Origin of the sequence: Bradyrhizobium yuanmingense, assembly GCF_029167105.1 — a bacterium.
Taxonomy (GTDB): domain Bacteria; phylum Pseudomonadota; class Alphaproteobacteria; order Rhizobiales; family Xanthobacteraceae; genus Bradyrhizobium; species Bradyrhizobium yuanmingense_A.
The window spans coordinates 195,415-209,467 of the sequence record NZ_JARFML010000008.1 but is presented as its reverse complement, the minus strand read 5'-3'; the positions used below and the strand labels follow the sequence as shown (position 1 = coordinate 209,467).

12 protein-coding genes are annotated in these 14,053 nt (G+C 66.4%); 4 read left to right on the top strand and 8 right to left on the bottom strand.

Translation table 11 applies throughout. The features are described 5' to 3' along the window. Positions 1-127 precede the first annotated feature (127 nt). Positions 128-1,123: an N-acetyl-D-Glu racemase DgcA gene (dgcA, locus tag P0R31_RS13190; protein ID WP_275514445.1), complete on the top strand. Its 996-nt coding sequence runs from the start codon at positions 128-130 to the stop codon at positions 1,121-1,123. On the opposite strand, the gene P0R31_RS13185 is transcribed toward dgcA, so the two are convergent. Beyond that, the gene (locus P0R31_RS13185; protein ID WP_275514444.1) at positions 1,093-2,289 is read right to left on the bottom strand and encodes an MFS transporter; all 1,197 of its coding nucleotides are present in this window, start codon (positions 2,287-2,289) and stop codon (positions 1,093-1,095) included. The genes dgcA and P0R31_RS13185 overlap by 31 nt on opposite strands. Positions 2,290-2,364: 75 nt before the next feature. Between P0R31_RS13185 and P0R31_RS13180 the strand changes: the two genes are divergently transcribed. Beyond that, the gene (locus P0R31_RS13180; protein WP_275514443.1) at positions 2,365-3,789 is read left to right on the top strand and encodes a hypothetical protein; all 1,425 of its coding nucleotides are present in this window, start codon (positions 2,365-2,367) and stop codon (positions 3,787-3,789) included. 119 nt (positions 3,790-3,908) lie between these two features. Here the strand turns inward: P0R31_RS13180 and P0R31_RS13175 are convergent, their stop codons facing one another. The 3 genes from P0R31_RS13175 to P0R31_RS13165 all read right to left on the bottom strand — a co-directional run bounded on the left by P0R31_RS13175 (position 3,909) and on the right by P0R31_RS13165 (position 5,320). After that, entirely contained in the window at positions 3,909-4,268 is a 360-nt protein-coding gene (locus P0R31_RS13175) for a hypothetical protein (protein WP_036044570.1), read from the bottom strand. Between the two features lie 85 nt (positions 4,269-4,353). Continuing rightward, positions 4,354-4,869 (bottom strand): AAA family ATPase, encoded by a 516-nt coding sequence (locus P0R31_RS13170; protein ID WP_275514442.1) that lies wholly within the window; start codon positions 4,867-4,869, stop codon positions 4,354-4,356. A 7-nt stretch (positions 4,870-4,876) separates the two neighbouring features. Next, positions 4,877-5,320 (bottom strand): RbsD/FucU family protein, encoded by a 444-nt coding sequence (locus P0R31_RS13165; RefSeq protein ID WP_275514441.1) that lies wholly within the window; start codon positions 5,318-5,320, stop codon positions 4,877-4,879. 165 nt (positions 5,321-5,485) lie between these two features. Here P0R31_RS13165 and P0R31_RS13160 point away from each other — a divergent pair, with 165 nt between their 5' ends. After that, positions 5,486-7,306 carry a caspase family protein gene (locus tag P0R31_RS13160; RefSeq protein WP_275514440.1) on the top strand — a complete coding sequence of 607 codons (1,821 nt, stop codon included), beginning with the start codon at positions 5,486-5,488 and terminating at the stop codon, positions 7,304-7,306. A gap of 359 nt (positions 7,307-7,665) precedes the next feature. Here P0R31_RS13160 and P0R31_RS13155 read toward each other — a convergent pair whose 3' ends face one another. From P0R31_RS13155 to thiD, 4 genes are all read right to left on the bottom strand, one after another. Beyond that, positions 7,666-8,649, bottom strand: a complete 984-nt coding sequence (locus P0R31_RS13155) for a threonine/serine dehydratase (protein WP_109143149.1) — start codon at positions 8,647-8,649, stop codon at positions 7,666-7,668. A 65-nt stretch (positions 8,650-8,714) separates the two neighbouring features. After that, a complete protein-coding gene (locus P0R31_RS13150; protein ID WP_275514439.1) occupies positions 8,715-9,758 on the bottom strand; it encodes a glycosyltransferase family 4 protein in 1,044 nt (347 codons plus the stop codon). 10 nt (positions 9,759-9,768) lie between these two features. Then, on the bottom strand, positions 9,769-10,581 hold the full coding sequence (locus tag P0R31_RS13145) for a UDP-2,3-diacylglucosamine diphosphatase (RefSeq protein ID WP_275514438.1): 813 nt from the start codon (positions 10,579-10,581) through the stop codon (positions 9,769-9,771). A 303-nt stretch (positions 10,582-10,884) separates the two neighbouring features. Next, positions 10,885-11,685, bottom strand: a complete 801-nt coding sequence (gene thiD / locus P0R31_RS13140) for a bifunctional hydroxymethylpyrimidine kinase/phosphomethylpyrimidine kinase (RefSeq protein ID WP_275514437.1) — start codon at positions 11,683-11,685, stop codon at positions 10,885-10,887. A gap of 338 nt (positions 11,686-12,023) precedes the next feature. On the opposite strand from thiD, the gene P0R31_RS13135 reads away from it, so the two are divergent. Next, entirely contained in the window at positions 12,024-13,967 is a 1,944-nt protein-coding gene (locus P0R31_RS13135) for a PAS domain S-box protein (protein ID WP_275514436.1), read from the top strand. The last annotated feature ends 86 nt before the right edge of the window (positions 13,968-14,053 follow it).

The following is a 14,053-nucleotide window of genomic DNA, read 5'->3' as shown; positions in this document are numbered from 1 at the left end:
GCTCCCGCGCCGGGGCGGAGAAAATCAGATGGTTGCGCACGCGCCCTTACCCAGAGAAGGTATCCCCAAGGGGTTAATGTTAGTTGCTAGAGGTAACTAGCAGGTTCAGATTTCGCCAGAGTTCAAAATGACTTCCAGCAAACTTGTGTCTCTGGCGGCGCGAATCGAGCGCTTCCCGATCGCCGGCAGCTTTACCATCAGCCGGGGCGCCAAGACCGAGGCCGTCACCGTCGTGGCGGAGGTCAGCCGGGACGGCCTGACCGGCCGCGGCGAATGCGTGCCCTATCCCCGCTACGGCGAGACGCCGGAGGCGACGCTGGCCGCGATCCAGGCCATGCAGGAGGCCGTCGCGGGCGGGCTGACGCGAGAGACCCTCCAGGCCGCAATGCCATCAGGCGCGGCCCGCAACGCCCTGGATTGCGCCCTGATCGACCTCGAGGCCAAGGCGGCCGGCGTGCGCGCCTGGAACCTGCTGGGCCGCCCGGCCCCGGTGGAGCGCACCACGGCCTACACGATTTCGTTAGGGACACCCGAGGCCATGGCCGTGGCGACCGCCAAAGCGGCGCACCGTCCGCTGCTCAAGATCAAGCTCGGCGGCGACGGCGATCCCGAGCGCATCGCGGCCGTGCGCAAGGCCGCCCCTGAGGCCGAGCTGATCGTCGATGCCAATGAGGCCTGGACCGAGGCCGATCTGGAAGCCAATCTCGCCGCCTGCGCCGCCGCCGGCGTCACCCTGGTGGAGCAGCCGCTGCCGGCAGGCCGCGACCAAGCCTTGGCGCGGATCAGGCGCCCCCTCGCGGTCTGCGCCGACGAGAGCGTGCACGACCGCGCTTCGCTCGCGCCCTTGCGCGAACGCTACGACGCCGTGAACATCAAGCTCGACAAGACCGGCGGCCTCACCGAGGCGCTGGCCATGGCCGATGCTGCCCGGGCGCTCGGCTTCGAGATCATGATCGGCTGCATGGTCGCGAGCTCGCTGTCGATGGCGCCGGCGATGCTGGTGACGCCGCAGTCGCGCTTCGTCGATCTCGACGGCCCCTTGCTGCTGGTGCGCGACCGCGACCACGGCCTGCGTTATGACGGCAGCCTGGTCTACCCGCCGGACGCTTCGCTCTGGGGCTGAGCCGTGAGGCGATGCCGCGCCGACCAGATCAGGATGGCACCGGCAGCGGCCATCGCCGCCATGACGTAATAGACATTGTCGCCGATGCGGGCGTAGAGCGCGCCTGATGCGATCGAGGTCGCCGCCCCCAGGAGCCCGTTGCAGGCGGCGTAATAGCCCTGCCCGCGCGCGATATGATGCGACGGCACGCGCTGCACCAGAAGGTTCATGGTGCCGACGATGGTCAGGCCGAAGCTGAAGCCGTGGCCGAGCTGGGCGATCGCGAGCAGCACGAGCGGCGGCTCGCTCGCGGTGACGATCCAGCGCAGCACGGCGATCACGCCGCCGATGGCTATCAGCGTGGACGGCTGCAGCGAGAAGCGCGGCGACAGCGCGAACACGACGATCTCTGCCATGATGCCCAGCGTCCACAGCACCGCGATGGTCAGCCCGCTGATGCCTTGGAGCTGCCAGTTGATGGCCGAGAAGGTGTAGAAGGCGATGTGACTGCTCTGGATCAGCGCCGCCGATGCGATCACGGCCCAGAAGGCTGCATCGCGCAGCAGCGGCTTGCCGGCATGCCGCTCCGTCGTCCTCCGCCCGAGATCGTCGAGCGGCTGCAGCAGCAGGCTGGCGAGAACCGCGACGACGGCCCAAGCCACGATGACCCAGATCAGGTCGCGCGGAGCAATGACGTCGACGAGATAGCCGCAGGCGAGCGAGCCGGCGGCAAACGCCGCCGACCCCCACAGCCGCAGGGGTCCGTAATCGAGCCCGTAGCGGGCGACACCGCGCAACGCATAGGCATCGGTCAGCGGCATCGTCGGCGTCCACACCATGCAGGTCAGCGCATAGATCAGGAACAGCGCCAGCGGCTGCTGCTGCAGGCCGACCATCGTAAATCCGATCGCAGTGGCCAGCGCCGACACCATGATGGCGGCGCGAATGGCCTGTCGCTTTTCGGCGAAGGCGGTCACTTGCGGCAGCGTGGTGAAGCGCGTGATCGCCGGCAGCGCGGCGATGATGCCGATCCAGACAGCGTCGATGCCGATCGCCTTCAGCCAGACCGGGAAGAACGGCACATGCGTGCCCAGGACCGCAAAGAAGGCCGAATAGAATACGGCGAGGCTCACGGCGAATCGCCGCTTCGTCGCTGCCGCGATGGGGATTTGTGATTCGGACTGCATCAAACCAATTGCGATTCGGTCGATATCGTGGTGATCGTTACAGTAACGCGCACTGATTTGCGCGACGAGATTGTCATGGCCAACGAAGCATTCGCCCTCTCGCCCATGTCTGCCCGCGCGGCCGCGCCGAACGAGCAGGATTACGACGCGATCCGCGAAGCCTTCATGGAGACCGCGCGCGGCCGCTGGTTCCTCGGCGAATATGCCAAGCGCAACCGCAATGCCGACACTCGCATGGTGCTGGATGCGGTCGCCAAAATCGAGGAAACCCTTGCGGCACAGCGGCAACCGGTGGTCGAGGACCGCCTGCCCGAGGCGCTGGTCGAGATCCGCCGCGCCATCCGCGAGGCCGAGACGATCGCACTCGCCGCGGTCGATCCCGGCGCGATCGAGGCGAGTCTCGCGCCGATCCCGCGCGGGGTGCGCATCATCAAGGAGATCTCCTGGCGCTGGCGCGAGATCGGCGCCGACGGGCGAATCTGCGATCTCATTGATTCGCAGCTCGCCTCGATCGAGGCCGCCTGCGGGCAGATCTCGACCCTCGATCCCCGCGTCGAGCTCAAGGCTGCGTTCGATCTGCTGAAGGACCGGGTCGAGCAGCTCGACGGCGACGCAACGCCGCAGGCCGCGCCTGCTCCGGCGCAGGAGGCGCCGTCATCAGTCGCAGAAGCCTCGCCCGTCGAGACGGCGGCGATGGCGGGCGATGCATCCGTGGGTTTTACGGAGATGCGCGAAGAGATCGCAGCAGCTCCGGAACTCGATGCGGCCGTCGAAGCAGCGGCCGTCGTTGAAACCTCCGCCATGGCCGAGCAGGCCATGGACGCGGCTGCCGCCGAGGGGGGCGCGGCCGAAAGCCAGATCCCTGCCGAAAGCGCGGCGCTCGAAAACCTCGCGCCTGATGAGGCCGAGTTCGAAGCCGTCGCGTTTGAAGAGCCGGCCGCTCAGCCGGAGGCCTTGACGGAAGTCAGCGAGGAGTTCGCGCTCGACGCCGCAGCCGAGGCTGAGGACGAAGCCATCCTCGAGGCCATTGCGATGGAGATGGCCGCGCCCGATCCCGAGTTCGACGAGATCATCGAGCCGGTGGAGATGGCAGCCGCGACGCCGGAGCCGGCGCTCTCGGATCTCGTGGCGCCCATTGCCACCGAACAGCCGGAGCCGGTCGCAGCCGAGCCTGTCCTCGCAGCCATCGCCGAAGAGCCCGCCGCAGACGCGCCGATCGCGCTGGACTCGCTCGCGCGCCTCACCGACGCCATCGCGGAAGCCGCCGCCGAAGTGATGGAGCAGCAGGCGCCGGCCATGGCGGCCGCAGCATCATTGGCGGCAACGCCGACCGCGACGCTGCCGATGCCCTCGCCGCTGCCCGCGTCCATGTCCGACGCCTCGCTCGGCGCCACCATCCTCGCCAGCGGCATCCTGCAAAAACCCCGCGCACCGGCCAACGACCCGCTCGCCCCGATCCGCCGCATGACCCAGGCCGAGAAGATCGCGTTCTTTTCGTAAGAGAGCGCGCACTCGCCACATCGTCGTTGCGAGCGGAGCGAAGCAATCCAGGCTGTCTCCGCGGAAGGATTCTGGATTGCACGCTGCGCTCGCAATGACGCGTAGGCGACGTCAGCGCCTCACCCGCAATTCCAGATCGGACCGATCGGCGTGCGCGTCCAGCACGGGCCGAAGCTGCCGCCATTGTAGCGGCCGCCGTTGAACCCGGGGCGGCCGAAATAGTGCCACTCGCCGTCCCAGCGGTAATATTGCGGAACCGGGTCGATGTACCAATGGCGCCGGTCGGCGCGCGACAGGCGGCGCATGGCGTCTTTCTGCTTGTAGAGCGGAATGCTGTTGCTGAGCGGCTGCCGATAGCCCGGCAGGAAGCCGTAGCCCTTCCAGACCGGCTTGGGACGCTTTTGCACGGGCTCGGCGGGCGCGACGGCAGGCAGCAGCGACAGGACGACAGCAACGAAGAGACACAGAAGGCGAGACATGAATCGACGATAGACAGGCGGATGCGAGAAGGCCACTCAAATTCGAGTGCGAGGCGTTTCGTCCCACCAAACGCCAGCAAGACGACTAGCCGATCTTGTCGCGCACATGTGCTTCGACGCGGTCCAGGACATGGTCGAGCGAACTCTCGGCCGTATCGAGCACCAAGTGCTCCCGATCCCACGGCTCATAAGTCCGGCTCACGACGTCATCCCAGGTTGGAACCTTGTGACCGTCAATGTCGGGCAGCCGGTTTTCCACGCGCTGCCGGTGTAACGCCGGTTCGCTGCAAATCACTTCGATCTCGACGATGCATGCGCCGGTCCGCAAGGCAGTCTGCCGCCATGCGACGCGGCTTGCCAGCACGGGATTGACGCAGTCGGCGATAACGATGCGCCCGAGCTTGAGGTTTTCGGCAGCGAGCGTGTTGGCAACGGCATAGCCGGCTGCGCCGACGATGAGACCAGCGTCCCGCAACGGCTGCTCGATCGCATCGATACGAAGATATGTCGCCGCCAGCCTGGCGGTGAGTTCGCGAGCGATCGTCGTCTTACCGGTACCTGGAAGGCCGCCGAACACGATCAGTGAGGATGGATGCTTCATGATATTCCTAGCCGATCACGCCCTTGCGGATCAGGAAGCAGCCATAGCCCCTGCTGTCACCGACCTGCACGACGCCAAAGCCTGCCGCTGCCGCGCGATAAAAATCAGGTCGCGCGAGCTTGCCGGGCGTGACCGGCCGGCCAGCCGCACGCGCGATCTCCGCGAGCACCGCGCGCTGCACCTCGGGCACGCCGTCGGGATCGTCGACCGGCATCATCACACGCACCGGATCGGGACCGAAATCGTCGAGCGGATAGACCGACATGATGGCGCGGATGGCAGTTTCCATCGTCATGCCCGGCAATTGGATCAGGCGCTGCGAGGTGGTGCTCTGCGCGATCCGGGTGGCGGGGTGATTGGCATCGACGAAAACGAGGTCGTCGCCATGGCCCATCGCGGCGAGCAGCCAGAGCAAATCGGGGGTCAGGATCGGATCGATCGATTTCAGCATGTGACGGACGTCCTCCCAATCGATCGCTAACCATAGCAGGTTCCGAGCGTGATTCAGATCACGGAGGCGACGATGGTGATGGGGATCACGGACCGCAAGGCTCGAACGCAGCCAAGCTTGGCCGCAACCAATCTCGCATCGAGATGAGTGCCAAAGGAGCACGCCATGTTCCGCCTAAAGCCCTTTTTCATGACAGCGAGCCTGCTCGGAAGCCTGTTCGGCTTCGCCTGCGGGCCCGTTTCCGCGCAAGTCGCCCCGGTGCAGCCTGCCCCCACTGCGCTGCAAGGCCCGGAGCAGCGGGTGGCGCTGGTGATCGGCAATGCGAACTACCAGAACGCGCCGCAGCTTGCGAATCCCGACGATGACGCCCAGTCGATGGCGCAGTTCCTGAACTCCGCCGGGTTCGAAGTGGTCGCCGCGACCGACTTGACCCAGAACGACATGCTCCGCGTCGTCCAGGACTTCTCCGCCAAGGTCGCCTCGCGCGGTCCGAACACGGTCGCGATGGTCTATTACGCCGGCCACGGCGTGCAGCTCGCCGGCGAGAACTATCTCGTTCCGGTCGACGCCAAGGTCTCGAGCCCCACCGAGCTCGTCAACAATTCGCTGCGCCTCGTCGACGTGATGTCGACGCTGGAGACCATCCCGAGCCGCATGCGCATCGTCATCCTCGATGCCTGCCGCAACAACCCGTTCCCTGAAATCAACGACGCCGGCCGCGGCCTCGCCATCGTCGATGCGCCGAACGGCTCGATCGTCGGCTACTCGACCGCGCCAGGTGCCGAGGCGCTCGACGGTACCAATGGCCACAGCCCCTACACACAGGCCTTCCTGAACGTCGCGCGCGAGCCCAACGTGCCGATCGAGCAGCTGTTCAAGCGCGTGCGCCTGCAGGTCAACCAGACCACCAGCGGCGCGCAGATTCCGTGGGAGAGCTCGTCATTGACGAGCGACTTCACCTTCTTCGGTGACACCGCCGTTGCCGCCAACCGCGCGCCGGTGAAAGCGCCGGTCGTGCAGATGGCCTCCAACCTGCCGAGCCGCTCCACCCGCCAGGCCTATGACTACGTGGTGTCCGAGGGCCGGCCGGAGTACTATCAGGAGTTCATCCGGATGTACCCGCACGACCCGCTGTGCGACCACATCCGCTGGCTGCTCAACAACATCCTGATCTCGCAGGCCTGGCACAAGGCGGTGCTCGCCAACTCGCCGCTCGCCTACAAGAGCTTCTATGACAGCTACGGCAACAGCCCCTATGCGCAGGTCGCGCTGAAGCTGCAGGTGCAGCCCAAGCAGATCCCCCTGATGCAAGCGACCAAGTTCCTGGCGCCGCAGACCATTGCTCCGACGATCAAGATCGGCAATCTCGGCCAGCCCAAATCCATGCCGCTGATGCAGCAGGGCAATGGCGCGCAGGTGAACGGGAATCTGCCGGTCGTGCAGAAGCCGCTCGACGGCAATGTCGTCGGCAAGCTCGGCAATGGCGGACAGATCGTCACCCTGCCTGCGGGCAACAACCAGCCGAACCCGCAGAACGGCACGCCGCCGCAGACCCCGAGCAAGATCGTCACGCTGCCTGCGCCGACCAACACGATCAACGGCAAGGTCGGCATCGGCAAGATCGTGACCCTGCCTGGGACCAACAAGCCGCAGAACGGCGGCAACAATGCCGGCAACGGCTCTCCGCCCAAGATCGTGAGCATGCCGGTGAATGTCGGCAAAGGCGGCACCAAGATCGACGTGAGGCCGGTCAACGTTCAGACGCAGAACCAGCCGATCCGCGTCAACAACGGCAACACCGGCATCGTGAAGCCCAACATTACCCCGGTCAACAAGGTGCAGGTGCAGACCAACGTGCAGACCAACCGCCCGCAGCTCAACACGATGCCGAACCGCATGGTCAGCAGCAACAACAACTTCCGGCAGTCGATGAACCAGGCGCCGAGCATGAACAATGGCGGCAACCGTCGCGGCTTCATGCACTGATTGCGCAGGAAGGAAGGTGCGCTCCCTCCCCGCTTGCGGGGGAGGGTTGGGGAGAGGGTCTCTCCGCAACGGGACAATCCCAAGAGGAAAAAACCCTCTCCCGGCACTGCGTGCCGACCTCTCCCGCAAGCGGGAGAGGTTGCACCGAGCAAGCCGATCACTTGAACTACAAGATCGACATCACGAAGAAGGGGCAGAGCGGAAACGCTCTGCCCCTTTCTTCGTGTCGGCTACTAGAGGCCGTCATTCCGGGATGCGCCGTAAGGCGCAGGCCCGGAATCCATAATCCAGGCTGTGGTCTTGGATTCTCAGATGCGCAATTGCGCATCATAGCTCACGCTCCGCGTCCCGGAATGCGACTAGGCCACCAGCTCCGCGAACAGGTCGGCATCGACATTGCCGCCTGACAGCACGATGACGACGTTCTTGCCGGCGACATCGAGACGACCGGCCAGCAGCGCGGCGAGACCGACGGCGCCGCCGGGCTCCACCACCAGCTTCAGCTCGCGATAGGCGAACGCCACGGCCGCGCCGACTTCCTTGTCCGACGCAGTGACGCCGCGCGCGAGCAGCTTGCTGTTGATCGCAAAGGTCATCTCGCCGGGCATCAGGGCCATCAGCGCATCGCAGATGGTGCGGCCGGCCGGCGGATGCGGCTCGCGATGGCCTGCGCTGAGTGAAATGCCGTGATCGTCGAAGGCCTCGGGCTCGGCGACCACGATCTCGGCTTGCGGATAGCGCGCCTTGACCGCCGTGGCGACGCCCGCGATCAGGCCGCCGCCGGAGGCCGGCGCCACCACGATGTCGGGGCCGAGGCCAAGCGTTGCCATGTCCTCGGCGATCTCGCGGCCGGCGGTGCCCTGCCCAGCGATCACGAAGGGATCGTCGTAGGGCTTGACCAGCGTCGCGCCGCGTTTCTCGGCGATGCCGCGCGAGATCGCTTCGCGGTCGTCCTTGTCGCGATCGTACAGCACGACCTCGGCGCCGTAGGATTTGGTGCGCTCGCGCTTCGACAGCGGGGCGTCCGCCGGCATCACGATGGTGGCCTGCATGTCGAGGATCTTTGCCGCCGCCGCCACGCCTTGCGCATGGTTGCCGGAGGAGAACGCAACGACGCCGCCGGCGCGCTTGTCCTGCGGGATCGAGAACACCTTGTTGAACGCACCGCGGAACTTGAACGAGCCGGTGCGCTGAAGCATCTCCGGCTTCAGGAACACTTTCGCACCGACGCGCTCGTTGAGCACGGGGAAGGACAACAGCGGGGTGCGGATGGCGTAAGGCGCGATCACGCGCGCTGCGGCATCGATGTCGGCAGGGCCGACCGGAAGGGCCTGTTCGGTCATGGCGGAATGTTATCGCGGCCGATCAGGCCCGGGCAAGACACCTCCGCGCGATGATTTTCCCCCGCTCAGGCGACTTGGCGCGGCTGTTCCGCGGCGGCCCGGCCGGGCAGCACCGCCCCAACCGCCAAAATGCTGTCGATAAAGACCCGCGCCGAGGCCTCCCAGGTGTAATTGGCGGCAAAGGCGACGCAGTCCTGCCGGGAGATATCGAGCGCGGCGAAGCAGGCATCGCGCAGATCGTGATCGAGCGCGCCGACCGGCGCATCGCCGATGACGTCGCGGGGACCCTTCACGGGGAAGGCCGCGACCGGCAGGCCGCTCGCGAGCGCCTCCAGCAGCACTAGGCCGAAGGTGTCGGTCTTGCTCGGGAACACGAACACGTCGGCGGCCGCGTAGATATCCGCCAGTTCGTCGCCGTGCTTCTCGCCGAGGAAGATCGCATAGGGATAGGCCTCTTCCAGCGAGGCGCGCGCCGGGCCGTCTCCGACGACCACCTTGGTGCCGGGTAGGTCGAGGTCGAGGAACGCCTCGAGATTCTTCTCAACCGCGACGCGGCCGACCGACAGGAACACGGGTGCCGGCAGGCAGAGATCGACGACGCGGGGGTGGAACAACGTGGTGTCCACGCCGCGCGGCCACAGCACGACATTGTCGAAGCCGCGCTCGGTCAGTTCGCGCGCGAGCGCCGGCGTCGCCGCCATCACGGCGCGGCTGGCGCTGTGGAAGCGCCGCAGCGCCCGCCAGATCAGCGAGCCCGGCACTGGAACGCGGGCGCGGACATATTCGGGAAAGCGGGTATGGAAGCTGGTCGTGAACGGCAGCTTGCGCTGGCGGCAATAGCGGCGGACCATCAGGCCGATCGGCCCTTCGGTCGCGACGTGGATGCTGTCGGGGCGCGCCTCCTCGATCAGCCTCGCGATCCGGGCCGGGCGCGGCATGGCGAGGCGCACGTCGCGATAGCTCGGCATCGCGAAGGTGCGGAACGATTGCGGCGTCAGGAACGTGAACTCGACGCTGAGCGCTTTTGCAGCGTCCGCGAGCTTGGTCAGCGTCCGAACCACACCGTTGACTTGCGGGTGCCAGGCGTCGGTCGCGACCAGGATGCGCATCAAGTGGTCCTTATGCAGCTCTGGCTGCGACCTGTGGCACCTGCTCCGGCTTCCGCAACTGATCCGCCCAGGTGATGATCTCGAAGTGACCGTCGTCATGCTCGACCAGGGCGGTGCAGCTCTCCACCCAGTCGCCGCAATTCATGTAGCGGATGCCGCCCTCGTCGCGGATCACGGCGTAGTGGATATGGCCGCAGATCACGCCGTCGGCCTGGTGACGCCGTGCCTCGGCGGCGAGCGCCTGCTCGAACGCGCCGATATAGTTGACGGCGTTCTTGACCTTCTGCTTGGCCCATTGCGACAGCGACCAATAGGGCACGCCGAACAGGCGGCGGAAGAAGTTGACCAGGCGGTTCATCTGGATCGCGAAGTCGTAGGCCTTGTCGCCGAGATGGGCGAGCCAGCGCGCGTTCTGCACCACGAGATCGAAGATGTCGCCGTGAATGACGAGATAGCGCTTGCCGTCGGCGCCGGTGTGAACCGCGTTCTCGACCACGTCGATGCCGCCGAAATGCGTACCGTAATAGTTGCGCAGGAACTCGTCGTGATTGCCGGGAATGTAGACGACCTTGGCGCCCTTGCGCGCCTTGCGCAGCAGTTTCTGGACGAGGTCGTTATGCGATTGCGGCCAGTGCCAGCTCGATTTCAGCGCCCAGCCGTCGACGATGTCACCGACGAGATAGATCGTATCGGCATCATGGTAGCGCAGGAAGTCGAGCAGAAGATCGGCTTGTGAACCGCGGGCTCCGAGATGGACGTCGGAGATGAACAACGTGCGAAAGCGCCGCTCCGGGCTCTCGTCACTCACATCGTAACTTCCCATGCGCCAGCCTGTAACAATGTCCCGTGACAGGGGGATGACCGATTGAAACCTTGAGGCACCTTCAAATACGAATCACGCCTTGCCTCGCCCTCCCCGCGAATATCAGTCGCATGCGACAATCAGGCGACATGGCGCCGCAGGGGGCAAGAACCTTGCAAGACGTCGTCATGCCCGGGCTTGTCCGGGGCATCCACGTTCTTCGCGCTGCGTGGCAGCGCATGGATGGCCGGGACAAGTCCGGCCATGACGATGTGGAGACTATCGTGCCTCAAGTGCGACCGAGCCTCCCGCCGGCGGCACGCCTCAGTAGAACTTGTGGAAATGATGGACCGGCCCGTGGCCGTGGCCGACGCTGAAGCGGTCGGCGGCGGCGATCGCGGCGCTGATCCAGGCCTTGGCGTTGCGCACGGCGGCCTCGAGGTCCTCGCCCCTGGCCAGCCCTGCCGCGATGGCGGAGGACAGCGAACAGCCGGTGCCATGGGTGTTGCGGGTGGCCACACGCGGCGCGGCGAGCGCGATCGCGGTCTCGGCAGTGACGAGATAGTCGGTGCTCTCGGCGCCCTCGCCGTGCCCGCCTTTGATCAGGACGGCGCGGCAGCCCAGCGCCAGCAGCCGTCGTCCCTGGCTTTCGATTTCGGCCTCGCTCGCCGCCACCGGCGCATCGAGCAGGGCCGCAGCCTCGGGGAGGTTCGGCGTGATCACGGCAGCCAGCGGCATCAGCCTGGTGCGCAGGGCGTCGACGGCCTCCGTGGCGAGCAGGCGGTCGCCGGAGGTCGCCACCATGACGGGATCGAGCACGACATGCCGCGGCGCCCAGCGCGACAGCGCGGCCGCGATGGCATCGATGCTGGCGGCCTGGGCCACCATGCCGATCTTCACCGCACCGATGTCGAGGTCGGAGAACACCGCGTCGATCTGCTCGGTGACGAACCCGGCCGGCACCGCGTGAATGCCGGTCACGCCGCGCGTGTTCTGCGCCGTCAGCGCCGTGATCACGGAGGCGCCATAGACGCCGAGCGCGGCAAAGGTCTTCAGATCCGCCTGGATGCCGGCGCCGCCGCTCGAATCGGAACCGGCGATGGTGAGTGCGACCGGGGTCGTCATCGCGGGAGACATGTGCTTGAGGAGGCCGCCATGGCCTCTCGTAGCGCGACCGCGGAGCGTCAGCAAGCGCGCCGGGCCGCCGCCAAGCGTGATTCGCGAATCAGCCGGACACAGCACCGGCCAAGGGCCCGCAATGATGCGGACTTGAAAATGCAACGGCGCGGGACCCTTGGTATAGTCGCATACCTTACCGTGCTTCGCCGGTTGCGCGAGACGTCAGGTGGTGGAACCGTCCAGCGCCCCCATGTTGCGGGCCGCCCGGCCCCGCAAGCCACCTGAACAAGACTCCTTGGGGTGGAACGATGTGGGCCTTCTTCGAACGTCTCCTCGACTCGTCCATGCTGTCGCCGCACGGCATCTGCCTGCTGTGGGAGCCTGAGCTGATCTGGCTTCACGTCGTTTCCGACGCCTCTATTGCCGCCGCCTATTTCTCGATCCCGTTCGCCCTCGCCATCCTCGTCACCAGGCGGCGCGACCTCAAATTCGGCTGGGTCTACTGGGCGTTCGCGATCTTCATCTTGGCCTGCGGCCTGACCCACGTGCTGTCGATCTACACGCTCTGGGTTCCGATCTATGGCATCGAGGGGATGGTCAAGGCCGCCACGGCGGTCGCGTCGGTCTTCACCGCCGCCGCGCTCTGGCCGCTGCTGCCGAAGATCCTGACGATCCCCTCGCCGTTCGAGCTGCGACAGGTCCAGGCCGCGCTCGAGGAGGAGGAAATCAAGAGCCGCGACGCCACGCTGCTGCTGCAGCAGGTCCGCGACGCCCAGCGCGCGATGCGTGAGAGCGTGGCGCGCCTCACCGCGATCGTCGAGACCGCGGTCGACGGCGTCATCCTGTTCGATGCGCAGGACCGCATCCTGCTGTTCAATCCGGCCTGCGAGCGCCTGTTCGGCTACCGTGCCGACGAGGTGATGAACCGCAACGTCGGCATGCTGATGCCCGAGGCGGATGCGGCGCCCGACCGCCAGGCGCGGCATTTCGCGACCGGCGGCGAGGCCGTCGGCCTGCGCAAGGACGGCACGACGTTTCCGATGGACCTGTCGGTCGGCGAGGCGCGGCAGGATGGCGAATTGATCTTCGTCGGCATCGTCCACGACCTCACCGCGCGCAAGCTGACCGAGCAGCAGCTTCAGCAGGCGCAGAAGATGGAGACGGTCGGTCAGCTCTCCGGCGGCATCGCGCACGACTTCAACAATCTGCTGACCGTCATCATCGGCAATGCCGAGCACCTGAGCGAGCAGCTCAAGGCGAGGCCCGACCTCGGGCGCTTTGCCGACGACATCTGCCAATCGGGCGAACGGGGCGCCGAGCTGACGCAGCGCCTGCTCGCCTTCAGCCGCCGCCAATTGCTGCGGCCTCAGACGATCGATTGCCGGAGCCTGCTCGATTCCATGTTCAAGCTGCTCAAGCGCACCTTGCGCGAAGACATCGAGATCAGGACGACCTCCGGGCCCGGCACGATCCTGGCCTTTGCCGACCGCGCCCAGCTCGAATCCGCCGTGCTCAATCTCGCGCTCAACGCGCAGGATGCCATGCCATCGGGAGGCCACCTGACGCTGGCCACGGAGCTGGTCACGATCGAGGATGATGACGGTGCCGTTCACCGGGAGGTCGCACCCGGCAGCTACGCCCTGATCGCGGTTACCGATGACGGCGAAGGCATGACGCCCGAGGTCGCCGCACGCGCGTTCGAGCCGTTCTTCACCACCAAGGAGGTCGGCAAGGGCTCGGGCCTCGGCCTCAGCATGGTCTATGGCTTTGCCAAGCAGTCAGGCGGCCATGTCTCGATCTACAGCGAGGCTGGCCTTGGCACCACGGCCAGGATCTACCTGCCGCGCGCGAGCACCGGTAGGTCGCAAGCCGATCTTCCCGACGGCGAGGACACGGCGCCGCGAGGCTACGAGACGGTCCTGATCGTCGAGGACGATCCGTTCGTCCGCTCCTCCGTCATTCGCAGGGTGGAAGCGCTCGGATATCGCGTCGTCGCCGCGGTCAACGGCAAGGATGCCTTGCAGCAGCTGCAGAGCGATCCCGGCATCGACTTGCTGTTCACCGATATCGTGATGCCCGGCGGCATGAGCGGCTGGGAGCTCGCCGATCAGGCGCGGCGGGTGCGTCCCGGCCTGCCGGTCCTGTTCACCTCGGGCTACGCGCTGGAGACCCTGGTCGAGCAGGGCCGCGCGCAGGCGCAGGCGATCGTGCTGACCAAGCCCTACCGCAAGGTCGAGCTCGCCCAGCGGCTGAGGGATGCATTGGCCGCCGCAGCGGTCCCATCCTAGCATCGCGCCCGAATGCGCCTCGGATGATCCAGCAAGTTCGCTTGCTAAATCCAGCCGGTTTTGGCCTATTAGCCGGAAGAATACGC

Excerpts from the sequence above, each read along its gene's own strand:
- dgcA (WP_275514445.1), top strand. The coding sequence starts at position 128 with ATGACTTCCAGCAAACTTGTGTCTCTGGCGGCGCGAATCGAGCGCTTC.
- P0R31_RS13185 (WP_275514444.1), bottom strand. The coding sequence starts at position 2,289 with ATGCAGTCCGAATCACAAATCCCCATCGCGGCAGCGACGAAGCGGCGA.
- P0R31_RS13180 (WP_275514443.1), top strand. The coding sequence starts at position 2,365 with ATGGCCAACGAAGCATTCGCCCTCTCGCCCATGTCTGCCCGCGCGGCC.
- P0R31_RS13175 (WP_036044570.1), bottom strand. The coding sequence starts at position 4,268 with ATGTCTCGCCTTCTGTGTCTCTTCGTTGCTGTCGTCCTGTCGCTGCTG.
- P0R31_RS13170 (WP_275514442.1), bottom strand. The coding sequence starts at position 4,869 with ATGAAGCATCCATCCTCACTGATCGTGTTCGGCGGCCTTCCAGGTACC.
- P0R31_RS13165 (WP_275514441.1), bottom strand. The coding sequence starts at position 5,320 with ATGCTGAAATCGATCGATCCGATCCTGACCCCCGATTTGCTCTGGCTG.
- P0R31_RS13160 (WP_275514440.1), top strand. The coding sequence starts at position 5,486 with ATGTTCCGCCTAAAGCCCTTTTTCATGACAGCGAGCCTGCTCGGAAGC.
- P0R31_RS13155 (WP_109143149.1), bottom strand. The coding sequence starts at position 8,649 with ATGACCGAACAGGCCCTTCCGGTCGGCCCTGCCGACATCGATGCCGCA.
- P0R31_RS13150 (WP_275514439.1), bottom strand. The coding sequence starts at position 9,758 with ATGCGCATCCTGGTCGCGACCGACGCCTGGCACCCGCAAGTCAACGGT.
- P0R31_RS13145 (WP_275514438.1), bottom strand. The coding sequence starts at position 10,581 with ATGGGAAGTTACGATGTGAGTGACGAGAGCCCGGAGCGGCGCTTTCGC.
- thiD (WP_275514437.1), bottom strand. The coding sequence starts at position 11,685 with ATGACGACCCCGGTCGCACTCACCATCGCCGGTTCCGATTCGAGCGGC.
- P0R31_RS13135 (WP_275514436.1), top strand. The coding sequence starts at position 12,024 with ATGCTGTCGCCGCACGGCATCTGCCTGCTGTGGGAGCCTGAGCTGATC.